This window comes from Loktanella sp. F6476L (assembly GCF_023015725.1).
GTDB lineage: Bacteria > Pseudomonadota > Alphaproteobacteria > Rhodobacterales > Rhodobacteraceae > Yoonia.
In genome coordinates this window covers 137010-160607 of the sequence record NZ_JALKAR010000003.1, presented here as the reverse complement: position 1 = coordinate 160607, position 23598 = coordinate 137010, and the positions used below count along the sequence as shown (strand labels likewise).

24 protein-coding genes are annotated in these 23598 nt (G+C 56.7%); 17 read left to right on the top strand and 7 right to left on the bottom strand.

Translation table 11 applies throughout. The features are described from left to right. Positions 1-11: 11 nt before the first annotated feature. From mtgA to MWU61_RS08600, 7 genes are all read left to right on the top strand, one after another. A complete protein-coding gene (mtgA, locus tag MWU61_RS08630) occupies positions 12-755 on the top strand; it encodes a monofunctional biosynthetic peptidoglycan transglycosylase (protein WP_247127909.1) in 744 nt (247 codons plus the stop codon). Positions 756-819: 64 nt separating this feature from the next. Continuing rightward, positions 820-1485 carry a glutathione S-transferase family protein gene (locus tag MWU61_RS08625; protein WP_247127908.1) on the top strand — a complete coding sequence of 222 codons (666 nt, stop codon included), beginning with the start codon at positions 820-822 and terminating at the stop codon, positions 1483-1485. A gap of 78 nt (positions 1486-1563) precedes the next feature. Continuing rightward, a complete protein-coding gene (queG, locus tag MWU61_RS08620) occupies positions 1564-2601 on the top strand; it encodes a tRNA epoxyqueuosine(34) reductase QueG (protein ID WP_247127907.1) in 1038 nt (345 codons plus the stop codon). A 60-nt stretch (positions 2602-2661) separates the two neighbouring features. After that, positions 2662-3822 carry a PQQ-dependent sugar dehydrogenase gene (locus tag MWU61_RS08615; RefSeq protein WP_247127906.1) on the top strand — a complete coding sequence of 387 codons (1161 nt, stop codon included), beginning with the start codon at positions 2662-2664 and terminating at the stop codon, positions 3820-3822. After that, entirely contained in the window at positions 3822-4817 is a 996-nt protein-coding gene (locus MWU61_RS08610) for a phosphatase domain-containing protein (RefSeq protein WP_247127905.1), read from the top strand. Before MWU61_RS08615 ends, MWU61_RS08610 begins: the two co-directional genes overlap by 1 nt. 18 nt (positions 4818-4835) lie before the next feature. Next, the gene (locus MWU61_RS08605; RefSeq protein ID WP_247127904.1) at positions 4836-5753 is read left to right on the top strand and encodes a DMT family transporter; all 918 of its coding nucleotides are present in this window, start codon (positions 4836-4838) and stop codon (positions 5751-5753) included. 82 nt (positions 5754-5835) lie between these two features. After that, complete coding sequence (locus tag MWU61_RS08600; protein WP_247127903.1) at positions 5836-6213, top strand: DUF1304 domain-containing protein; 378 nt, start codon at positions 5836-5838, stop codon at positions 6211-6213. A 38-nt stretch (positions 6214-6251) separates the two neighbouring features. On the opposite strand, the gene MWU61_RS08595 is transcribed toward MWU61_RS08600, so the two are convergent. Next, complete coding sequence (locus MWU61_RS08595; protein WP_247127902.1) at positions 6252-7121, bottom strand: branched-chain amino acid aminotransferase; 870 nt, start codon at positions 7119-7121, stop codon at positions 6252-6254. A gap of 141 nt (positions 7122-7262) precedes the next feature. Between MWU61_RS08595 and MWU61_RS08590 the strand changes: the two genes are divergently transcribed. The 6 genes from MWU61_RS08590 to dxs all read left to right on the top strand — a co-directional run bounded on the left by MWU61_RS08590 (position 7263) and on the right by dxs (position 12554). Then, positions 7263-7769, top strand: a complete 507-nt coding sequence (locus MWU61_RS08590; protein WP_247127901.1) for a MarR family transcriptional regulator — start codon at positions 7263-7265, stop codon at positions 7767-7769. Next, positions 7766-8473 (top strand): response regulator, encoded by a 708-nt coding sequence (locus MWU61_RS08585; RefSeq protein ID WP_247127900.1) that lies wholly within the window; start codon positions 7766-7768, stop codon positions 8471-8473. The genes MWU61_RS08590 and MWU61_RS08585 overlap by 4 nt, the downstream gene beginning before the upstream one ends. Before the next feature lie 153 nt (positions 8474-8626). Beyond that, positions 8627-9550: a histone deacetylase family protein gene (locus tag MWU61_RS08580; protein WP_247127899.1), complete on the top strand. Its 924-nt coding sequence runs from the start codon at positions 8627-8629 to the stop codon at positions 9548-9550. Next, positions 9547-9783 carry an exodeoxyribonuclease VII small subunit gene (locus tag MWU61_RS08575; protein WP_247127898.1) on the top strand — a complete coding sequence of 79 codons (237 nt, stop codon included), beginning with the start codon at positions 9547-9549 and terminating at the stop codon, positions 9781-9783. The genes MWU61_RS08580 and MWU61_RS08575 overlap by 4 nt, the downstream gene beginning before the upstream one ends. After that, positions 9776-10630 (top strand): polyprenyl synthetase family protein, encoded by an 855-nt coding sequence (locus MWU61_RS08570; protein ID WP_247128125.1) that lies wholly within the window; start codon positions 9776-9778, stop codon positions 10628-10630. The genes MWU61_RS08575 and MWU61_RS08570 overlap by 8 nt, the downstream gene beginning before the upstream one ends. A gap of 10 nt (positions 10631-10640) precedes the next feature. Further along, the gene (gene dxs / locus MWU61_RS08565) at positions 10641-12554 is read left to right on the top strand and encodes a 1-deoxy-D-xylulose-5-phosphate synthase (RefSeq protein ID WP_247127897.1); all 1914 of its coding nucleotides are present in this window, start codon (positions 10641-10643) and stop codon (positions 12552-12554) included. An 83-nt stretch (positions 12555-12637) separates the two neighbouring features. Here the strand turns inward: dxs and MWU61_RS08560 are convergent, their stop codons facing one another. Next, entirely contained in the window at positions 12638-13414 is a 777-nt protein-coding gene (locus MWU61_RS08560; protein ID WP_247127896.1) for an ion transporter, read from the bottom strand. Between the two features lie 135 nt (positions 13415-13549). Between MWU61_RS08560 and MWU61_RS08555 the strand changes: the two genes are divergently transcribed. Continuing rightward, positions 13550-14203: an androgen-induced gene 1 family protein gene (locus MWU61_RS08555; RefSeq protein ID WP_247127895.1), complete on the top strand. Its 654-nt coding sequence runs from the start codon at positions 13550-13552 to the stop codon at positions 14201-14203. Here the strand turns inward: MWU61_RS08555 and MWU61_RS08550 are convergent. Then, positions 14166-15029, bottom strand: a complete 864-nt coding sequence (locus MWU61_RS08550) for an SDR family oxidoreductase (RefSeq protein ID WP_247127894.1) — start codon at positions 15027-15029, stop codon at positions 14166-14168. The two genes, MWU61_RS08555 and MWU61_RS08550, sit on opposite strands and share 38 nt — an antisense overlap. Positions 15030-15085: 56 nt before the next feature. Here MWU61_RS08550 and MWU61_RS08545 point away from each other — a divergent pair, with 56 nt between their 5' ends. Further along, positions 15086-15709, top strand: a complete 624-nt coding sequence (locus tag MWU61_RS08545) for a methyltransferase domain-containing protein (RefSeq protein ID WP_247127893.1) — start codon at positions 15086-15088, stop codon at positions 15707-15709. On the opposite strand, the gene MWU61_RS08540 is transcribed toward MWU61_RS08545, so the two are convergent. The 4 genes from MWU61_RS08540 to MWU61_RS08525 all read right to left on the bottom strand — a co-directional run bounded on the left by MWU61_RS08540 (position 15706) and on the right by MWU61_RS08525 (position 20619). After that, on the bottom strand, positions 15706-16488 hold the full coding sequence (locus tag MWU61_RS08540) for a carnitinyl-CoA dehydratase (RefSeq protein ID WP_247127892.1): 783 nt from the start codon (positions 16486-16488) through the stop codon (positions 15706-15708). The two genes, MWU61_RS08545 and MWU61_RS08540, sit on opposite strands and share 4 nt — an antisense overlap. A 3-nt stretch (positions 16489-16491) precedes the next feature. Then, positions 16492-18513, bottom strand: coding sequence for an acetate--CoA ligase family protein (locus MWU61_RS08535; RefSeq protein WP_247127891.1), 2022 nt, complete (start codon positions 18511-18513; stop codon positions 16492-16494). Between the two features lie 96 nt (positions 18514-18609). Continuing rightward, complete coding sequence (locus tag MWU61_RS08530; protein ID WP_247127890.1) at positions 18610-19773, bottom strand: acyl-CoA dehydrogenase family protein; 1164 nt, start codon at positions 19771-19773, stop codon at positions 18610-18612. Between the two features lie 105 nt (positions 19774-19878). Then, entirely contained in the window at positions 19879-20619 is a 741-nt protein-coding gene (locus MWU61_RS08525; RefSeq protein WP_247127889.1) for a class II aldolase and adducin N-terminal domain-containing protein, read from the bottom strand. 239 nt (positions 20620-20858) lie between these two features. On the opposite strand from MWU61_RS08525, the gene araD reads away from it, so the two are divergent. Continuing rightward, positions 20859-22601 (top strand): L-arabinonate dehydratase, encoded by a 1743-nt coding sequence (araD, locus tag MWU61_RS08520; RefSeq protein ID WP_247127888.1) that lies wholly within the window; start codon positions 20859-20861, stop codon positions 22599-22601. Further along, entirely contained in the window at positions 22601-23512 is a 912-nt protein-coding gene (locus MWU61_RS08515; RefSeq protein WP_247127887.1) for a Gfo/Idh/MocA family oxidoreductase, read from the top strand. The genes araD and MWU61_RS08515 overlap by 1 nt, the downstream gene beginning before the upstream one ends. Positions 23513-23598 lie beyond the last annotated feature (86 nt).

Genomic DNA, 23598 nt, shown 5'->3' with positions numbered 1-23598 from the left:
CTTAAGACGTTATGGCCAAATCAACCCGTAAAACCAAAGCAAAGCCGCGCAAGCCTGCGAAAAAGGCGATGCCGGGGACGTCGCTTATCCAAAGGATGCGGCGCTGGTTTTGGCGGGTCGTGCTTGGCGCTATCGCTGTCGTCGTAGGGCTGACAGTGCTTTACGCCATCGTGAACCCACCAACGACGCCTTATATGTTTCAGGAAGGTCGCCGTGTCGGGGACGTGGCATATAACTTTGTTCCGCTCGAAAACATTGCACCTGTGATGGCGCGCTCTGTGGTGGCGGCAGAGGACGCGAATTTCTGCCTGCACTGGGGGTTGGATGTGAACGCGATCCGTGACCGGATTGAACGGGGTGGCACAGGCGGCGCATCCACGATTTCGCAGCAGGTCGTCAAAAATGTCTACCTGTGGCATGGTCGATCTTGGGTCCGCAAAGCGACGGAAGCATTGTGGACACCACTGACGGAACTGATCTGGACAAAACACAGGGTGCTGGAACTGTACCTGAACGTCGCAGAATTCGATGAAGGCGTGTTTGGGGTGCAGGCCGCAGCGCGTCATTATTTCGGCGTGAATGCGTCTGACCTATCGGCAGTACAAGCGGCACGACTTGCTGCGATCCTGCCGTCTCCAAAAACGCGATCTGCATCGAACCCGTCCAATGCGACCCGCAGGCGCGCGGCATCAATTCTGGACGGTGCTGCAACAATCCGCGTTGACGGGCGGGCCGCTTGTTTCAACGGCGAATAGAGACGCCCATTGAAACAGGACGCCGGTTGCGGCATTGAAGACAAGCACCACAAGAGGGACCCCAATGAATCGTTTGTACCATTACCCGCTGTCACCTTTTTCTCGCAAAGTGCGCCTGAGCCTTGCCGAGAAGAAAATTGAAGTGGAACTGGTCGAAGAACGGTACTGGGAACAGGACAGCGATTTCCTGCGGCGCAATCCTGCAGGCAAAGTGCCGATCTTGAAGCTGGGCAACCGGACAATGGCTGACAGTGCCGCGATCTGCGAATATTTGGAAGAAGCGCACCCGACGCCTGCTTTGCTGCCCAAAGGGGCCGAAGCACGTTACGAAGTCCGCCGTCTGGTCGCATGGTTTGATGACAAGTTTTACAAAGAAGTGACGTCGATGCTGGTTGGCGAACGCGTGTTTCGCAAGGTGATGGGCACAGGATATCCCGACAGCGCGAACGTGAAATCAGGTGCGAAGGCGATCCGGTATCATCTGGATTATATGACGCATCTTCTGGACCAGCGTCGGTGGTTGGCAGGCAATGAAATGTCATTGGCGGATTTCGCAGCTGCAGCGCAATTGTCCTGTTTGGATTATATCTCTGACGTGGATTGGAACCGCTCGGAGATCGTCAAAGACTGGTACGCGAAGATCAAATCGCGCCCTGCCTTCCGGACGTTGCTGGCGGACCAGGTGCCGGGTTTTCCACAACCGCGCCACTATGCGGACCTTGATTTTTAAACGCGGGACGATTTTTTTGCGATAAATCGGTTGGGGGCCAGCCCCCAAACCCCCGAGATATTTAGGACCAAAAGAAATATGGGCCTGCGTGATGATCTTGTCGCTTTCGCCACAGACGCAGGTTTTGCGAAGGTCGGCATTTGTCGGCCTGACGCGGCACCTGAAACTGCGGATCGACTAGCTGCTTTCGTTGATGCCGACATGCATGGTCAGATGGCTTGGATGGCAGAACGGATGCATTGGCGGGGTAATGCCGCAGCCCTTTGGCCCGCTGCAAAATCGGTGATTATGCTCGCCGAGGTTTATACGCCTGATCATGATCCGTTGGTTGTTTTGGAACAACCGGATTGCGCTGCGATTTCCGTCTATGCCCAAGGCCGCGATTATCATGACGTTGTCAAAAAGCGTCTGAAGCGGGTTGGTCGCTGGTTGATCGAACAGGACCCGAGCGCGGAAATAAAAGTATTTGTTGATACGGCTCCGGTTATGGAAAAACCGTTGGCACAGGCCGCCGGATTGGGCTGGCAGGGCAAGCATACCAATCTGTTGGGGCGTGATCTGGGGTCTTGGTTCTTTTTAGGCGCAATTTTCACGACGCTTGATTTTGAACCTGACGCGACTGAGCAAAGCCATTGCGGCAATTGCACCGCGTGTCTGGATATCTGCCCGACTAATGCTTTTCCCGCGCCTTACCGATTGGATGCCCGACGGTGCATTTCATATCTGACGATTGAACATAAGGGGCCTGTTGATCTCGAATTGCGGGCGTTGATGGGCAACCGGATTTACGGTTGCGATGACTGCTTGGCGGTTTGCCCGTGGAACAAGTTTGCCCAAGACGGGCGCGATGCGAAGTACGATCCGCGTGCAGACAACCTTGCCCCGTCTTTGGCTGTACTTGCCGCACTTGATGATGCGGATTTTCGCGCAAGGTTTTCAGGGTCTCCTATCAAACGAATTGGGCGGGACAGATTTGTGCGTAACGTTTTGTATGCAATCGGAAATTCCGGCAATCCAACGCTAGCTGATGCTGCAAAGCCATTGGTCAATGATCCCGATCCGGCCGTTGCTGATGCTGCCCGTTGGGCCATTGATTGCCTGACCACGGGAACTTGAATTGGCTTTAGGCAGTTGCACCTTACGCTGTGCATCAGCCCCAAGATAAGGATTGCGACCATGCGATTGAGCCTGTTGTTTTTTGTACTACCCACGCTGGCCATTGGTCAGGTCGAGCAGGGCGCGCCCAATGCCGGTTTTGACCCAGCATTTCCCGAACAAACCCGCGCCTCTGCGTTGGAAACAACACCCGTTACGACGACCATTTTGGCGGATGGGTTGCAGCGCCCTTGGGGGATCGCCGCATTGCCTGATGGCGGATTTGTGGTGACCGAACGACCCGGCAGAATGCGATTGATCGATGCGAATGGTGTGTTGTCTGACCCGATATCCGGTTTGCCTGATATCTGGGATCAAGGGCAGGGCGGTTTGCTGGACGTTGCTGCGTCCCCCAATTTTGCGACGGACCGTACGTTGTTCTGGACCTACGCAAAGCCAGTCGATGGTGGTGCTGTCACCGCCGCTGCGCGCGGCATACTTGGGGACGACAACACGTTAACAGACGTCCGCGACATCTTTGTGCAGTCGAACCCGACATCGAAGGGCCAGCATTTCGGCAGTCGCGTGATTCCGATGTCTGACGGCACCGTTTGGATCACAACCGGCGATCGCGGCGCCGGTGATGATGGCACATTGGTGCAAGATATCACGACGACGCACGGCAAGGTCATTCGCGTCACAGACACAGGCGGCGTTCTGACGTCGAACCCTTTTGTGAACCAGCTTGGCGATGACGCAGTTTGGTCCTACGGGCACCGCAATATGCAGGGTGCAACGATTGGGCCGGATGGTGCGCTTTACACCATTGAACATGGTCCGCGCGGTGGGGATGAGTTGAATAAACCGGTGGCTGGCGGCAATTACGGCTGGCCGCTTGTATCCTACGGGATCAATTACCGTGGTAGCGACGTTGGTGAAGGGGTGGCGGTGCAAGACGGCACAGAACAGCCGGTTTATTACTGGGATCCGGTGATCGCGCCGGGTGGTATGTCGTTTTACGACGGTCCTTATGCGGATTGGCAGGATGATCTTCTGATCGGATCGCTGAACCCCGGAGCGCTTGTGCGGCTGAAGATGACTGACGGGTTGGTCACGGGGGAAGAACGGCTGTTAACCGACGTGGGCCGCGTCCGCGATGTAGAGGTCACTGCAGACGGCCGCGTCTTTGTACTGATCGACGACACGGAAGGTGCGGTGCTTGAAGTTGTGGTGGGCGAATAATGCTGAAACTTCGTCTTGCCCGTATCGCCAGCGCGATTGAACGCCGCCTTGATCCGCTTATTCAGCGGCGACACGTGGCATCGGTAATTGCGCCTTATATCGGTTACGCGACGCCAGAACATCTTGTCGTGCGTGGGCGTGTGCTCGGCAACGCGCAGAAAACCGTAGCCCATGCCAGTCAAAGCAAATGGCGGAATTTACGTCAGATGGTGGCTCTATTCCTGACCGACGAAGTCGCCGATGTGACGGTGACCTGCGGCGACTACACGGCGGTGACGGATGAGGAAGGGTATTTTACCATTCTCGTGCCACGCGGTGATCAAACAGGTTGGACCGATCAGGTGATTTCGGCAGGCGACGTGACGGCTGTTTGCCCTGTGTTCGTCCCACACCCTGATGCGGATTTCGGCGTGATCTCTGATATTGATGACACGATGATGGAAACAGGGGCCTATTCGTTGTGGCGTAACCTGTGGACGTCTTTGACGGGTAATGCCTTGACGCGGAAGGTCTTTCCCGACGCGGTCACGTTGATGACGCAGTTGCACCAGAACGGGCGCAATCCTGTCTTTTTCATTAGTTCGTCACCTTGGAATATGCACGGTTTCCTTGATCAGATTTTCGCACGCACTGGATTGCCCAAAGCGCCCAAGTTCTTGCGCGATTACGGGATATCGGAAACGCAATTCATCACAGGCACTCATGGGGACCATAAGGGAAGCGCGATTGATCGTGTCCTTGCTGCAAACCCTGATTTGGCGTTCTATCTGATCGGTGACACGGGCCAGCACGATGCGCATGTGTATCGCGACGCCGTTCAGCGACACCCCGGTCGGATCAAGCAAGTCATCTTGCGCGCACCCGGCGATGGGGCCGATGCAGATGACATGTCTTATGTTGATGCGATCCGCGCGCTGGGCGTGCCGGTGGACGTCGCGCCCGATTATATCGATACAATTGCGGCCTTGCACCCAGATGAGCCAAGCCTAGTGTGACCCCGAAAGGGGCCGCCAATGCAACCTGTTCATGGTATCGCGCTCAAGGTAATTTCTGTCTGTATGTTTGTCTGTATGGCCAGCCTGATCAAGGCGACCGCTGACAGTGTACCGCCCGGCCAAGCCGTCTTTTTCCGGTCGTTCTTTGCGCTGCCGATTATCTTTGGCTGGCTCGCGATGCGGCATGAATTGCGGGACGGGTGGAAAACCAATAACCCCTTGGGCCATTTCTGGCGCGGATTGATCGGGACGGGCGCTATGGGGCTTGGGTTCACCGGTCTAGGCTTGCTGCCGCTGCCTGAAGTCACGGCGATTGGCTACGCAGCCCCCCTGCTGGTGGTTGTCTTTGCCGCGATGTTTCTGGACGAAAAGGTCGGGATATTCCGGTTGTCCACCGTCGCTTTGGGCATGGTCGGGGTTTTGATCGTGCTATCACCGCGCTTGTCAGCGGCGCTGGGTGTGTCCGAAACGCTGGGCGCATTAGTGGTCTTTATGGGGGCGGTTCTGGCGGCACTCGCGCAGGTATTTGTGCGCAAACTGGTCGCGACTGAAGGTACGGCAGCGATCGTGTTCTGGTTCACAGTCACATCAAGCATCCTGTCGTTGTTCACGATTCCTTGGGGCTGGGCATGGCCCGGCTGGTCAGCGGCGGCCTTGTTGATTTGTGCAGGACTGTTCGGCGGGATCGGTCAGATTTTTCTAACATCAAGCTATCGCTACGCTGACGCGTCTTTGGTTGCGCCCTTTGACTATACATCCATGCTGTTAGCGCTCGGCATCGGGTATTTCATCTTTGACGAAGTTCCCACAGCGACAATGCTGCTGGGCGCTGCGATTGTTATCTCAGCGGGTGTTTTGATCATCTGGCGTGAACGGACGTTGGGTCTGCAAAGGGCACAAGCACGCAAGGCGATGGGATCAATTGGCGGGAAGTGAGGCAAGGGCGCGTGATTTTCAACGGCCAACGACGCGCTGATCTGCTACAGTCTTGAAACGGGCTGCCGCAAAAGGAAAACACATGCGAAAAATTTCGATGGTCTTCATTGCGGCAATCGCTGCGCTGCATTTTTATATCGCATGGTTTGAAATCTTCGCGTGGACCACACGTGGCCCCAAAATCTTTACGACTTTTCCGGAAGAGCTGTTCGAACAGACAATCGTTCTGGCGGGCAATCAGGGCATCTATAATGCGTTTCTTGCTGTTGGTCTGGTGTGGTCGTTGTTGATCAAGGATCGGTACTGGTCGGCAAATGTCGCGACATGTTTTTTGCTTTTTGTGGCGGCTGCGGGATTGTTCGGGGCTGCGACCGCGTCGCCTAGCATCCTGTTTGTACAGACGGTGCCTGCGACCATCGCGTTAGTCCTTAGTTATTTGGGACGCAAGTCCGACAGCTAAATGTCGATAAAAAGGGGCGCCGAAGCGCCCCGATCTGATTACATGCGAACCAGTTTTTCGTAGTCCGATGCGATTTCTTGCGCCATGGCGCCAACTTCAAAGTTGTAGTCGCCGATTTGACCAACTGGGGTCACCTCAGCGGCAGTGCCTGTCAGCCAGCATTGTTCGAACCCTTCCAGTTCTGCTGGTTTGATGGTGCGTTCTACAACTGTGATGCCTTTGTCGCGCAGCATGCCGATAACAGTCTGACGGGTGATGCCGTTCAGGAATGCGGATGCGTCCGGCGTGTGCACTTCGCCGTCTTTCACGAAGAAGATGTTCGCGCCCGTAGCTTCGGCAACGTCGCCTTTGTAGTCAAACATCATCGCGTCAGAACACCCTTTGGCCTCTGCAGCGTGTTTGGACATGGTGGCGATCATGTAAAGACCAGCAGCTTTCGCTTGGGATGGTGCGGTTTCCGGCGACGGACGCTTCCATTTTGCAATATCGAGCTTGGCACCTTTGGTTTTCGCGTCACCGTAGTAATTGCCCCATTCCCAAACGGCCACGGCAAGGTGGACAGGGTTGGCGGCAGCCGCGACACCCATATCGGTGCCGGATCCGCGCCATGCAACTGGACGTACATACGCGTCTTTCAAACCGTTGGCGTCAAGGGCGGCCTGCTTGGCTGCTTCGATTTCATCCACTGTGTAAGGAATGTCAAAATCGATGAGCTGGCCGGACTTGATCAGGCGTTCAGAATGTTCACGTGATTTGAAGATTTTGCCAGAATAACAACGCTCACCTTCAAAGACAGACGACGCATAATGCATTGCGTGGGTCAGAATGTGGACGTTGGCGTCACGCCATTCCACAAGCTTTCCGTCGAACCAGATTTTGCCGTCGCGATCGTCATATGCAGCTGCCATTGCGGCCTCCCGATTTGCATTTGTTGCGCGGACATGTCCGAAATGGACTTAATGTTGCGCAATTTCTCAAAATCGCTAACAGTTGATTCTTGGAATGTCAACAAAGCTGACGTATTCTGAACGAGCCAGGTGGAGGAAGCCATGACACAAAGCGGTCAATCGACGACGGGTCAAAGCCTGCTGTTCCTAACGGATGAACAGCTGCGCAAAGGAACCGAGGCAATGTTCTTTGCCTATCGCGGATTTACCGCTGATCCGGATCGTATCCTATCCGAACGAGGCTATGGTCGTGCCCATCATCGTGCCGTACATTTCATTCATCGCAGCCCCGGAACGACGGTCAATAACCTGCTTGCGATCCTTGGCGTTACAAAACAATCGCTTAATCGTGTGTTGCGTACATTGGTCGAAGACGGTTTGGTGCTCAACACAGTTGGGACAAAAGATAAGCGGGAACGTCATTTGTATTTGACGGAAACGGGTACGGCGTTGGAACGTGCCTTATCTGACGCCCAGCGGGACCGGATGCGCGCGGCTTATCGTGCGGCTGGTCCTGTGGCTGTTGCGGGGTTCCGGCAAGTGCTGGAAGCCATGATGGACGAAGAAATGCGTCGCCACTACGACGCGCTGAAGGACAAAGCGGAATGAATGCAGACGACGCCCACCTGCTGATTGTTGATGACGACGAACGTATTCGGGGTCTTTTGCAGAAATTTCTGATGCGCAGCGGCTTTTTGGTCAGCAGCGCCAAAGATGCGGCCCACGCACGACGTATCCTCAGCGGGCTCGAATTTGATTTGATCGTGCTGGACGTCATGATGCCGGGTGAAGACGGTCTGTCGCTATGCCGCGATCTGCGGACACAGATGACCACGCCGATCTTGTTGCTGACCGCTAAGGGCGAAACGGACGACCGGATCACAGGGCTGGAAGCGGGGGCCGATGATTATCTGGCCAAACCGTTTGAACCCAAAGAACTGCTGCTACGGATTAACGCAATCCTGCGCCGTGTGCCTGCGGCCGAACCTGTGGTGGCAACCCCGAAGGTGCTGAACTTGGGTCCAGTGCGGTATGACATTGAACGCGGAGAGATGTGGCGGGGCGAAGAACTGGTGCGACTGACATCCACGGAAAGCCAGCTGATGCGGATTTTTTCGGGTGTGCCAAGCGAACCTGTGACACGGGCGAAGCTTGTGGAAGAGTTAAGCCGTTCCGGCGGGCAAACCCAAGAACGGGCGGTTGATGTTCAGATCACAAGGCTGCGTCGCAAGATTGAAGAAGACCCCAAGCAACCCCGCTATCTGCAAACTGTGCGTGGTGCCGGATACATGTTGGCCCCTGACCAATCCTAATCTACCAAGCTTGATCCCATTGTGCGGCTACGCCGCAAGTGATTAGTTTAGTTGTGGCTGCATCACTGTTGTCGTCCGCAGGGCGACGTAGGCACATGTTGCCACGGCGGACCCTCCGGGGGAGATATTTATGACCAAAAGAAGGGCGAATTGATGGCGACCGTTGTGATTACACACAAGGATTGTTTTGATCATGTAACACCGCCTGGTCATCCGGAACAAGTTGCGCGGCTGGATGCTGTTTTGACAGCGCTTGAGCCGTTGGATGTGCAGCAGGTCACCGCCCCGCTTGCTGCAGATGATGACATTTTGCGCGCTCATCCGAAATCTCATGTGGCGTCTATCAAGGCGGCCGCGCCTGCAGAAGGATGGCGGTCGTTGGACGCGGACACGCATATGTCCGTAGGTACTCTGGCAGCTGCGTATCGTGCAGCCGGTGGCGTCGTGAAGGCCGTGGATATGGTGTTAGGCGGTGAAGTTGGGAACGCCTTTGCCGCCGTCCGCCCGCCGGGCCATCACGCAGAACGTGAAACCGCGATGGGGTTCTGTTTCTTTGGCAGCGTCGCAATTGCTGCCAAGCACGCGTTGGACCATCACGGGCTGAAACGCGTCGCGATCCTCGATTTCGACGTGCACCACGGTAATGGGACGCAAGATTTGGTCGAGGATGATCCCCGGATATTGTTTTGCTCTAGCCACCAATCGCCGCTTTACCCTGGCACCGGGGCTGCCCACGAGACAGGCGTTGGGAATGTGTTGAACGTGCCCTTGCCAGATGGCACAGGGTCTGCTGCTTTTCGTAAGGCATGGGATGATATCGTGTTTCCACGCGTGGATGCATTTCAGCCCGAATTGATCCTCGTGTCTGCCGGATTTGATGCGCATCATGACGATCCGTTGGCCGGCATGATGTTGAAGACCGAAGACTTCGCGAGGATCACCCGCCGGATTTGCGCGCTTGCGGATTTGCATTGCGCGGGGCGCGTGGTATCCGCGCTTGAAGGCGGTTACGATTTGGATGCCCTTGGCGCCAGTGTTGCCGCGCATGTCGGTGTTTTAGAGGAAGCAAGCAGATGACAGACGCTGTTGATCAGATGAGTTTTGAAGACGCGATGAAAGAACTGGAAACCGTTGTTGGCCAGCTGGAACGCGGTGATGTGGCTTTGGATCAGTCGATTGCATTGTATGAACGCGGTGCTGCTTTGAAAGCGCGGTGTGAGGCGAAGCTGAAAGAGGCCGAAGAAAAGGTCGCGAAGATTACCCTTGGTGAAGGTGGCACGCCAAACGGGACTGCGCCGCTGGATGCTTAAGGCGGCGCTACAGGATGCGCAGAAACGCGTCGCTGCGATCGTTGATGCGGCCCTGCTCGATGTTGACCTGCCAGTTGCTGACGCGATGCGTTATGCTGTTGGTGGTGGCAAAGGTTTGCGCGGATTTCTGGTGTGCGAAGGTGCGCGTCTGCATCAGGAAACCGCCGCTGACCACGTTGCTGCCGCGATTGAATGTCTGCACAGTTATTCGCTGATACATGACGATATGCCTTGTATGGACGACGATGCATTGCGTCGTGGTCTACCGACTGTTCATGTAAAATGGGACGAAGCGACCGCCGTATTGGCGGGTGATGCGTTGCAATCGCTGGCGTTTGAACTGATCGGTAACGCGCCGATGGATGCGGCCCCGCGTGTCGACTTGATGACGTCGCTAGCCATTGCTGCGGGTGTACGCGGCATGGTCGGTGGGCAGGCGCTGGATATCGCTGCGGAAACCGCGCCGTCACCATTGACGCTTGATGAAATCACGACGTTGCAGGCAGGTAAAACTGGTGCGCTTATCACGTGGTCTGCCATGGCAGGCCCGCGTATGGCGCAGGCGGATACGGCAGCGTTGCAGGCATATGGCGATGCACTCGGGCTCGCTTTTCAAATTGCGGACGACATTCTGGACGTCGAAGGGGATGCTGCCACGGTTGGGAAGGCCGTCGGCAAGGATCAGGATGCGGGCAAGGCCACCTTTGTTTCGCTTCTCGGCTTGGATGCGGCAAAACGTCGGGCAAAGGTGCTGGTAGACGAGGCCTGTGATGCACTATCACCGTATGGGAATGATGCGGAAACGCTGCGGGATGCTGCCCGCTATGTGATTACTCGCGATAAGTAGGAGCCGACAAATGGCTGACCGTCCAACAACCCCGATCCTTGATCAAGTGACTGTGCCTGCGGATATGAAATCCCTGTCTGACGCGCAGTTGCGGCAGTTGGCGGATGACGTGCGTGAAGAGACGATTTCGGCGGTGTCTGTGACGGGCGGGCATCTGGGCGCTGGGCTTGGCGTGGTTGAACTGACGGTTGCGCTGCATGCGGTGTTTGATGCGCCGAAGGATAAAATCATCTGGGACGTGTCCCACCAATGTTATCCGCACAAAATCCTGACAGGTCGGCGTGACCGTATCCGGACCTTGCGGATGGAAGGCGGATTGTCCGGTTTCACGAAGCGGTCCGAAAGCGAATATGACTGCTTTGGCGCTGCGCATTCCAGTACGTCGATCTCTGCGGCTTTGGGCTTTTCGGTCGCCCGCGATCTGGGTGGTGAAGGTGGGGACGCAATCGCGATCATCGGTGATGGATCGATTTCTGCGGGTATGGCCTACGAGGCGATGAACAACGCGGGCCACTTGGGTAAGCGCCTTATCGTGATTTTGAACGATAACGAAATGTCGATTGCACCGCCTGTTGGGGCGATGTCGACCTACCTGTCCCAGCTTTACGCAGGCGAACCGTTTCAGGAACTGAAAGCCGCGGCCAAGGGCGCGGTGTCCTTCCTGCCGGAACCGTTCCGCGAAGGCGCCAAGCGCGCCAAGGATATGGTCAAACATATGACCGTGGGTGGGACCCTGTTCGAACAGTTGGGCTTTTCCTACATAGGTCCGATTGACGGGCACGATATGGACCAGTTGTTGGCTGTTTTGCGTACAGTGAAGGACCGCGCGACGGGTCCGGTGCTGATCCACGCGATCACCAAAAAGGGCAAAGGGTTCGCACCGGCAGAAGCCGCCCGTGATAAAGGACACGCCACAGGCAAGTTCAACGTCGTGACCGGCGAGCAGAAAAAAGCGCCGTCAAATGCGCCGTCTTACACCTCTGTTTTTGCGGAAAGCCTGCTGAAACACGCAGCGACCGATACGAAGATTTGTGCGGTGACTGCGGCGATGCCTGACGGCACAGGTCTGAACAAATTCATGGAACGTTACGCGAGCCGTTGCTTTGACGTCGGTATCGCTGAACAGCATGCAGTGACCTTTGCGGCAGGCCTCGCTGCGGGCGGGATGCGTCCGTTCTGCGCGCTCTATTCCACGTTCTTGCAACGCGGTTACGATCAAGTTGTCCACGATGTTGCGATCCAACGCTTGCCTGTGCGTTTTGCGATTGATCGCGCAGGGCTTGTTGGTGCGGATGGCGCGACACACGCAGGGGCGTTCGACGTCGCCTTCCTTGCAAACCTGCCCGGATTTGTTGTGATGGCGGCGGCTGACGAGGCGGAACTGGTGCATATGGTTGCGACCGCCGCGGCCCACGACGAAGGCCCAATCGCATTCCGTTTCCCACGCGGTGAAGGTGTGGGCGTTGATATTCCGGCAGACGCGCAAGTCTTGGAGATCGGCAAAGGTCGCATGATCCGCGAAGGGTCCAAGGTCGCGATCCTGTCTTTCGGGACCCGCCTGCAAGAAGTCGAAGCCGCTTGCGAAGCGCTGGGCGCGAAAGGTATTATGCCGACGATTGCGGACGCGCGATTCGCCAAACCGCTCGACCGCGATATGATCCTGAAACTGGCAGAAGACCACGACGCCTTGATAACGGTGGAAGAAGGCGCTGTTGGCGGCTTCGGGTCACATGTGGCGCAATTGCTGGCTGACGAAGGCGTGTTCGATCACGGCTTGAAGTTCCGGTCGATGGTGCTGCCCGATATTTTCATCGACCAAGCGAACCCGCGCACGATGTACGACGTGGCCGGATTGAATGCGGCTGACATCGAAGCCAAAGTGCTCGAGGTGATGGGCGTCGCAACGATCGAGAAACGTGCCTGACACGGGTATTTCGCGGATGTCTTGGGGGCTAGCCCCCAAACCCCCAAGGTATTTACGACCAAAAGAAGGGGGCGGCGCACGACCTAACGGTTGTTTGCATCCAGACGCCGTTCAATCGCGATAAGTTTTGCCATGACTTCGTCTCTGTAAGCATCCGTCGCGGCGTTTCCTTCTTCAGCGTGCGCATCTTGCATGGAATTCACGATCAGACCGACCAGCAGGTTCACAACGGCGAAGGTTGTGATCAGGATGAACGGGACAAAGAACGCCCACGCGGTCGGATAAACCTCCATCACGGGGCGCACGATGCCCATCGACCAGCTTTCCAACGTCATGATCTGGAACAAAGTGTAGGCGGACAGTGCGAGATTGCCGAACCAATCTGGGAAGGCAGCGCCAAATAGCTTTGTGGCTATGACCGCGCCGATGTAGAAAATGATGCCCATCAGCAAAAACACTGATCCCATGCCGGGCAGGGCGGTCACAAATCCTTCAACAACGCGGCGCAGCGAAGGCGCGACGGACAGCACGCGCAGGACACGCAGCACGCGAAGCGCGCGCAGAACGGATGCGCCTTGCGTGACGGGCACAAGCGATATGCCGACAACAGCAAAATCGAACAGGTTCCAACCATTGCGGAAAAACCGTGGGCCTTGCGCGAACAGCTTGGCTGCGATTTCCACGGTAAAGATGGTCAAACACAGCAAGTCGAGGAAACGGATCACGGAACCAGCCTGCGCCATGACCGTCGTCGACGTTTCCAGTCCCAAGATCACCGCATTGAACAAGATGACGACGATGATTGCGTTCTTAACGGGTTGGCGGTCGAGAAAATCAGATGTTTGTTGACGAAATGACATGCCGCGGCCCTTAATAAAGTCTCGGTTTCATATGGGTCGGACAAGCTAAATGCGCAAGGCGGCAATGGTGACGCCATGTCTTGCTGGACCGAAATGGTTTTCCACGTTTGACTGGTCCCAGGAGGACCCAAAGATATGATGAACAAACGGCGCATTTTCCGGTGGATCGTGTTTCTTTTGGCCGCGTTCTATTGCTTGCGCACCTTATTCTTTGGCGATTTTTCCGAATTTGGCGGCCCGTTCCGCTATTTGACGATCTGGGCGCTGTTCTGTTCGTTCTTTGCCGCAAGTCGGATGATGGCGTTGGAAGAAGGACGCAGCACGCGGCGCTGGGATGGCTTTGTGTGTATGACCGCTGTGATCAACGCGATGGTCGTTTTCTTGTATTGGCGGCTGTTTTTCGCGGACCCTGCGTCTGTCACCCGCGACGGCGAACTCGGGCAGATCTACCTCGAAATGTATCTGCACGGCCTTGGCCCCGCGTTGCAGATCGCTGACACGCTGTTTGTGCATCGCAGCTACAGGAAACTGACCGCACCATTGGCGTGGCTCTTTGGGGTGATCGCAGCCTACATCGCGTGGGCCGAATTGGTAGTTGGTCCAATGAACGATAGTCCGGTCGGTGCGGTGACAAGCGGTTTGCCCTACCCATTCCTGAACGATCTGGCACTAAACGGCAGGGCGGTTTTTTACGGATCAAACTTTGCGGTCGCGTTGGTTATGTTGCTTGTTTTTGCTGCGGTAGCTTGGCTTATCCGCCGGACATTTCCTGTGCAAACAGCGCCTTAAGTCCTGATTTGTAGTCGGGGTAAAGCAGATCAACACCCAATTCATCTTTGATCCGGTCGTTCCGCACCTTTTTGCTTTCGGCATAAAAACTGCGGGCCATCGGGGTCATTTCAGCCGTTTCAAAATCCTCGGCCTCTGGCACGGGCAACCCAAGCAGTTCGGCTGCGTAGGCGATCACGTCTTCGGGCGGGGCAGGGTCATTGTCACAGACGTTGTAGGCTGCTCCCGGATTGGGACGTTGAATTGAAGCGTCAAGAATACGGGCGATGTCAGCGACATGAGTTCGGCTAAACACCTGTCCGGGTTTGATAATGCGCCGCGCAGTCCCATTGCGGACCTTCGAAAACGGACCACGTCCGGGCCCATAAATACCAGCGAGCCGGAAAATATGCAGCGGTAGCCCGTCAATCTCTGACCACGCAGCTTCCGCTTTCACACGCGCGATGCCACGTTTGGTGGCTGGGGTCAGGGCCGCGCTTTCATCGACCCAATCGCCTTGGTGGTCGCCGTAAACGCCGGTGGTGGACAGGTAGCCGACCCACGCGAATTGATCGGCGCGTTTGCCGATTTCATCCCGCAATTCGGCCAGCACCGGGTCACCGTTTTCACCGGGGGCAGCTGAAATCAAAAGGTGCGTCGCCGCATCGAGGGCGGGGATCATGTCCGCGCCAGGCCAGATGCGCGGTTCAATCCCGTCTTGCATAAACGCAGCGGCCTTGTCCTCTGACCGTGTTGTGCCGATGATGCGCCAGTCGCGCGGCAGCAAAAGCCGCCCCAGTGCCTGCGCCGAATACCCGTGTCCAAATGAAAGCAATGTCTTTGTCATGGCACCTGTGGTGATACAGACAAGACAGATGCGCAAGTCCGTGCTAGCATTTCAGGATGAGCAAACCGCCGATTGTCAAAGACGCATACGCCCTGACCTCTGCCGAAGCGGTGAAGGAATTGTATCGCGATTGGGCTGTCAGCTACGACATTGGGTTCAGCGTTAGCCAAGGCTACCAAATCCCACGTGAAGTGGCGCTTGCATTTTTCGGGGCGGAAGGCGTTGGACCTGTGCTGGACGTTGGTGCCGGAACGGGGCTTGTTGGCGAACAACTGGCCGCACTTGGCGACGTCACCATTGATGGTGTTGATTTGTCCGCTGAAATGTTGGCGGTCGCGGCCACAAAGGGTCATTACCGGGACCTGATCGAAGCGAACATCCTGCAACCACTGCCGACGCAACAACGCTACATCGGGATCGTTAGTGCTGGCACCTTCACCCTCGGGCATGTCGGCCCCGAAGGGATCGTGGGCCTATTAGATGTCGCCGAACAGGGTGCCCTTTTTGTGATTGCGGTCAACGCGGAACATTTCGAAAGCGCAGGTTTTGCCGCGATGTTGGACGACATTCACAACCGCATCACCGACCTAAGCTTCAAAGACATCCGAATCTATGACGACCGCGCATCAGAAGATCACGTTGATGACATGGCCCGTTTGATCATCTTTCGCACCGTTTAGCGTCCCTTCCAAACCGGATCGCGTTTTTCGGCAAAGGCTTTTGCGCCTTCAAGCTGGTCTTCGCTGGAATAAAGCACATCAACGCTGGCCAATTGCCGCTGCGTGATCCGGTTCATGGCGTCTTGGAATTTGGAATCTTCCGCATCCCGCACAACCTCTTTGATCGCGGCATAAACCAACGGCGGACCGGACGCGATCAGGCGGGCCATGTCCCATGCTTGATCCATCAGATCAGCGGCAGGATAGGTGTGGTTCACCAACCCCCAACCCATCGCTTCTGACGTGTCGAACCATCGCCCCGTTAGCAGCAGTTCCATCGCGATATGATAAGGGATGCGTTTCGGCAGCTTGATCGACGCGGCATCCGCCACGGTACCAGACCGGATTTCGGGTAAGGCAAAGGTGGCGTGATCAGCGGCCAGAATAACATCGGCAGACAGCGCAAGCTCTAACCCGCCCCCGCAACAAATGCCGTTCACTGCGGCGATCACCGGTTTGTTCATCCCGCGCAGTTCCTGCAATCCGCCAAACCCGCCGACACCGTAGTCGCCATCGACGGCGTCACCTTCGCTGGCGGCTTTTAAATCCCAACCGGGGCAAAAGAACTTTTCCCCCGCGCCAGTAATAATCGCGACACGCAGGTCTGGATCGTCGCGAAAATCTGCGAACACATCCCCCATGATTCGCGATGTCGCAAGATCAATGGCATTCGCCTTTGGGCGGTCCAGCGTGATTTCCAGAATGCCACCTTCGCGGCGCGTTTTGATTGGGTTGGTCATCGGTTACTCCGGATAAGTTTGGCGCCACAGCGCGTCCGCGATCACAGCCTCGGTCGGCGTGCAAATCAGCGGATTGATTTCGATTTCGACAAAGCCGTCGGTCTGCATGGCGACGCAAGCCTGCAGTTTCAGGATCTGGTCAATAATGGCGGCGCGATCCGCTGCAGGCTTGCCGCGATATCCGTCAATCAACGGCGCGATCCGCAACTTACCTAAGGCAACATCAATCTGTTCGTGCGTCGCAGGCAACATCAGATGCTGGGTGTCCTGCCACAGCTCGGCCAAAGTGCCGCCCGCCCCAATCGTCAACATAATCCCGTGTGCCGGATCATGCGTCGCGGCGATCAATAGTTCGACAATGCCGCCTTGGGCCATTTCTTCGACAAAGTTGTGCCCGCCGCTGGGCGGCAACGTCGCCAGCGCCGCAGTCGCGTCATCAGCCGTGCGCACATTCAAAATAACGGCATTCGCCTCTGTCTTATGTGCTATCCGGTCCGCCTTTACGACAACCGGAAAATTGAGCGCTGCGATCTGGTCTGGATCCGTTTCCAACGCATTGCGCGGGACATTCAGGCCGTGACTGCGCAGCATCTCTTTCGCGGCACGTTCGCCGTGATCAATATGTTGATCGTACGTGGTGCCAGTCAGCAATCCCTCACATGGGGCTTGACGGGTCAAAGCGGCGGCAGCTGCCATCGCCTCTGCCAATCCCTGTAGTGGTGCCACGTTGTGGGCCAGCAATCGCTCGGCTACGGCTATCGGCATCGTTTCTGGCAGTGACGACACCATCGCAACAGGTCCGCCCTGTTCTTGCGCGCAGATTGCTGCATCAACCGCGCAATCCCAGTCCGTCGGGTCAGCACGGGCAGGATCAGGGACATCCACGACGGTCATCGTCAGGGCAACAGCAGGATCAACCATCGCAGACCACGCGGCTGTCATGGCAGCCGTGTCGCGCCAAATATAAGTGTGGTAATCCAGCGGGTTCGCCAGCGCGACTTTTGGGCCAAGAACATCGCGAAGCGTTGCTGTTTGCGCAGCGGTCAACGCCGGAAACGTCAACCCGTACGCCTGCCCCAGATCAGCAGCCAGCGATGCCTCGCCCCCCGAACAACTGATCGACGCCACCTGTTTGCTGTCTAAGCGGCCGCAAACATGGCCTAGCTTCAAGGCCTCTAGAAACTCGGGCAACGCATTCACACGGCCAATGCCAAGGAAAGATAGCAAAGCGTCGGCACTCGTATCCTCACCTGCTAATGACGCAGTGTGTGATTGCGTGGCCGCCCGGGCGGCTTCTGATCGGCCCGCCTTGATTGCGACAATCGGAATATCACGGGCATGCGCCTTGTGCGCGACCGCTTCCCATCCTGTGAGGTCGGTGAAACCCTCGACATGCACGCCAATCGCCGTGACCCTGTCGTCGTCTAACAATGCATCCATGATCGCCGCCTGCGATACCTGCGCCATGTTTCCACACGTGATCATCATCGCAATGGGCAGGTTACGGGCCTGAAACGTCAGATTGATCGCGATGTTCGATGATTGGGTCAGGATCGCGACACCACGATCCACACGCGATAACCCGTGCTGGTCGGGCCAGATGATTGCGCCATCCAAAGCGTTGATAAAGCCATAACAATTGGGGCCAAGGATCGGCATGTCGCCTGCCGCATGCAACAATCGGGTCTGGGCGTCGCCGGCAAGACCATCCTCGGCTTGCGCTTCGGCAAATCCGGACGCGAAACAAACCACGCCGCCCGCTTGCGCCTTCGATAACCGCTCTGCCGCACCAATCGTTGCATCGCGATTTATGCCGATAAAGGCGGCGTCAGGTGCGGCAGGTAAATCCGGCACACCTTGATATGCGGGTAAACCGGCAACTTCGGGTTTCACCGGATGGATCGGCCATATCTGACCGGCGAACCCAAAGGCCTGCGCCTGTTTCACAACCGCTTCACCCCATGCGCCACCGCCAATTACGGCCAGCGACTTCGGTTTCAAAAGCCGTTGTAAATCACTCGACATCCGCCGTCCCCCTTTTCTTTTGGCCATAAATATCCCGGGGAGCGCGAGGGGCTGGCCCCTCGTACTTGTCGGCTTGGCGCGCCAAGTCGAAACACATCACGCGCCCAAGGCCCGCAGCAAATCGCGACTAATGATATGGCGTTGAATTTCCGACGTCCCGTCCCAAATCCGCTCCACGCGGGCATCACGCCAGAACCGTTCGAGCGGGTAATCATCCATCAACCCCATACCGCCGTGAACTTGGATCGCGGCATCAGTCACACGCGATAACATTTCAGACGCGTACAGTTTCGCCGATGCAATTTCGCGGTTCGCGGGCAGGCCTTTGTCCAAACGATCCGCCGACGCGAGCGTGAGCAGATCAGCCGCATCAATCTCTGTGATCATGTCTGCAAGCTGGAAACTGACGCCTTGAAACTTCCCAATCTTCTGGCCGAATTGTTCGCGCTCAGCGGCGTAGTTCAACGCGTAGTCGAATACGCGACGTGCGCGACCCACAGACATCGTCGCGACTGTGATCCGCGTGGCATAAAGCCATGTGTTCATCACCTCGAACCCGCCATCGACCTCGCCCAAGACCTGTGCGTCAGGCAGGCGGCAATCATCGAATTCTAGGATCATGTTCTGGTAACCGCGGTGCGACACCGATTTGTATCCGTCGCGGATCGTAAAACCGGGTGTGCCGCGATCCACCAGAAACGCTGTGATCCGTTTCTTAGGGCCGCGCGGGGTCTGGTCTTCGCCCGTCGCGATGAAGACGATGATGAAATCGGCATGTTCAGCGCCGGAAATAAAATGCTTCGTCCCGTTCACGACCCAATCGCCGCCGTCACGAACAGCGCTGCATTTCATCCCGCGCACGTCCGATCCGGCCCCCGGTTCGGTCATGGCAAGTGCGTCCATCTTTTCGCCGCGCACCGCAGGCATCAGGTATTTTTCGACCTGATCACCTTCACACGCCATCAGGATGTTTTGTGGTCTGCCAAAGAAATGGTTCAGCGCCATCGACCCGCGTCCCAGTTCCCGTTCGACCAGCGCAAATTCTAGATGGTTCAGGCCGGCACACCCGACACTTTCGGGGAAATTGCAGGCGTAAAAGCCCAGTTCGATCGTCTTGCGTTTGATCTCTTGCGCGATCTCGGTGGGCACGTGGCCGGTGCGTTCGACCAGTTCTTCATGCGGGTAGATTTCGTTTTCGACGAAGCTGCGCACAGTCTCCGCAATCATCGTGTGTTCGTCAGTGGTGCCGTAAATTGTCATGGGGTCGCCTTGGGTTTGGGGTCAGGAAAAAGGGAAAAACCCTTTCACCCCCTCGGCGCCAAGCGTCGCGTGCTTTTCCACTGCTTTTTGTCGTCAAGCACGCTGCTAGCTCGCATAGGGCGACCCTTCTTCATCCAAGATGGCCTTCAGTTCGGCCAGATGTCGTTGATCTTGCTCAGGATAGCTTTCCAATTCAAGCGCGGTTTTTTCGGCGATGTCGTCGGGCAGCACGCGTAGGGGCTGGCCCGTTTGCAGCGCCCGAATGTAGGTTTCGCAGGACCGTTCGAAATAGAACATCCGGTTGAAGGTATCCGCGACCGTATCGCCGATCACCAACACCCCGTGATTGCCCATGATCATGACCTTTTTCTTCGGATCGCTGAACTGCGCCGCGCAGCGTTCGCCTTCATCCTCAAACGCCAAGCCACCATAACCATCGTCGATCACGTACCGATTGAAGAAGGTGCAGCAGTTCTGGTCAATCGGCGGTAGGCGGCTGTCCTGCAATGACGCCAACACCGTGGCGAACGTGGAATGCACATGCATCGCGCAGCGCGCATGCGGGACCAACCGATGAATACCGCCATGCAATCCCCACGCCGTTGGATCGGGCGCATCGGGCCCTTTCAACGTGTCGGGATCATTGGCGTCCACCACGATCATATCGGACGCTTTGACGCGGCTGAAATGCACCTGATTTGGGTTCATCAGAAACCGCGTGCCATCGTCATTGATCGCCAGCGAGAAATGGTTCGCCACCCCTTCATGCATGTTCAATCGGGCCGTCCAGCGAAACGCCGCCGCCAAATCAACCCGTTCTTCCCAATGATCAACCGTGTTGCGCATGTCGTCCTCCGTTTGGGGTACGCTGGCAGGCCATTGCGCCGTAATCAAGCGTTTTTGGTTTCATTATTTGGACAAAAATGACCCAAAATGGGATGGTTGGTGTCACATAGTGAGACTGGCCCAAACCCAAGCAAAATAAAGCGGTTTTGCGTCGTTTTTTGCCTTGTTTCGCGTTTGAGATTGGCGCGAACAGCGCGTATCAATTCCGAAACACCCAATAGCATCAAAACGAGGCAACCATGACCTTTCAGCCTGCCGAATGGCCCCGCAAACTCCGCTCTCAGGAATGGTTCGGCGGATCAAGCAAGGACGCAATTTACCATCGGTCGTGGATGAAGAACCAAGGTCTGCCCGCGGATCTTTTGGATGGTCGTCCGGTGATCGGTATCTGCAACACATGGTCCGAACTGACGCCCTGCAACGCCCACCTGCGCGATCTTGCCGAACGCGTGAAATTCGGCGTGTACGAAGCAGGCGGGTTCCCCGTCGAATTTCCCGTGTTTTCCCCGTCCGAGGTCGCACTGCGCCCCACCGCCATGATGTTCCGCAACCTATGTGCGATGGACGTCGAAGAATCCCTGCGCGGTAAGCCCATCGACGGCGTTGTGCTGCTCGCAGGTTGTGACAAAACCACGCCCGCCTTGCTGATGGGCGCGGCATCCGTCGACATCCCCGCGATCATGGTGTCCGGTGGCCCAATGCTGAACGGCAACTTCCGCGGCGAAGTTGTGGGGTCCGGCACCCACATCCGCCATTTCTCCGCCGAAGTTGCAGCAGGCAACATGACCCCCGAAGAATTCGTCGCGGCAGAGGCGTCAATGTCCCGCTCCGCTGGGTCGTGCAATACCATGGGCACCGCGTCCACAATGGCGTCGATGGCCGAAGCGCTCGGTATGGCGCTATCCGGCAACGCCGCGATTCCTGCCGTTGACAGCCGCCGCCGCGTAATGGCCCACATTACAGGCCGCCGTATCGTGGACATGGTCAAGGACGACCTGAAACCGTCTGACATCATGACCAAAGAGGCATTTGAGAACGCAATCCGCACCAACGGCGCAATCGGCGGGTCCACCAACGCGGTGGTTCACATGCTGGCACTTGCGGGGCGTTGCGAAATCGACCTGACGTTGGATGATTGGGATCGCTGCGGCAAAGGCGTGCCAACAATCGTGAATCTGATGCCGTCCGGCAAATACCTGATGGAAGAATTCTTCCACGCTGGTGGTCTGCCCGTCGTGATCAAACGCTTGGGCGAGGCGGGAATGCTGCATAAAGATGCGCTGACCGTATCCGGCGGAACCATCTGGGACGAAGTCAAAGACGTCACCAACTGGAACGACGACGTGATCCTGCCCGTTGAAAAAGCGCTGACCGCATCGGGTGGCATCGCAGTGCTGCGCGGCAATCTTGCGCCAAAAGGGGCGGTTTTGAAACCATCCGCCGCCAGTCCGCACTTGATGAAACACCGCGGCCGCGCCGTCGTGTTTGAAGACATCGACGACTACAAGGCGCGGGTAAACAGTGATGATCTGGATATCGACGAAACCTGCGTCATGGTTCTGAAAAATTGCGGGCCGCGTGGTTATCCAGGTATGGCAGAGGTCGGCGATATGATCCTGCCGAAGAAGGTCCTGCAAAAGGGTATCCGCGATATGGTGCGCGTGTCTGACGCGCGTATGTCCGGCACGGCCTTCGGGACAGTCGTCCTGCACACTGCACCAGAAGCTGCAGCAGGCGGGCCATTGGCGGTCGTGCAATCGGGCGACTTTATCGAACTGGATGTCGAAGGGCGCACGTTACACCTCGACATTTCCGACGACGAATTGGCGACTCGCCTTGCCGAATGGACACCTAACGTTCCCGCGCCCAAAGGAGGGTACGCCCAACTCTATCATGAGAGAACGATGGGAGCGGACACAGGCGCGGATTTTGACTTCCTCGTCGGATGTCGCGGAAATGAAGTCGCAAGGGAGAGCCACTGATGGGAACCAATATCTGCCTCGTCGGCATCGGCAAAATCGCGGTCGACCAACATGTGCCCGCGATCACCGCATCGGATGACTGGACCCTCGCTGCGACAGTCAGTCGGGCAGGGATCGTGGACGGCGTGCCGTCCTTCACCGACTTCGATCAAATGCTGGCGGATCGGCCCGACATCCCCGTCATCTCGCTTTGCCTGCCGCCTGTCCCGCGCTTTGATTACGCGGCAAAAGCCATCGCTGCGGGGCGCCACGTGATGCTTGAAAAGCCCCCCGGCGCGACTTTGGCAGAGGTGCATGCGCTGCAACAAATGGCCGCCGACAAGGGCGTCAGCCTGTTCGCGACTTGGCACAGCCGCGCGGCAAAAGCGGTGCAGCCTGCGAAGGCGTGGTTGGCGGACAAAACCATCACATCGGCCCATATCAACTGGAAAGAAGACGTGCGCAAATGGCATCCAAACCAAGACTGGGTGTTCGAAGCAGGGGGCATGGGTGTCTTCGATCCGGGCATCAATGCGCTGTCCATTATCACCGAAATTCTACCCTTCGAGATGCGCCTCAAACACGCAACTTTGGAATTTCCGTCCAATCGCGACACACCTATTGCGGCAAAAATGCAATGGGCAGACAACGTCAGCGGTGAATTTGACTGGCGTCAAACAGGTCCACAAAGCTGGGATATCACGGTTGAAACGACTGCTGGTACGGCGGAAATCAAAGACGGTGGAACGCGGTTCTTGATCGACGGAGCCGAACAAGACACTGGCGAAATCGGTGAATATCCAGCGCTGTACGCTCAGATGAATAATCTCGTGAAATCAAACGCTTCGGATGTCGATTTGCGTCCGATGGTGCATGTGGCGGATGCCTTCACTTTGGGCAAACGCACCGTGACTGACGCCTTCGAATTCTAGGCGCAACCGCCCCTTTATTTCGCTGAAACAACTCCCGCCGGAGGCACCCGAATGTGCCCCCGGCCATGGGCTCTGTTTTCATTTCG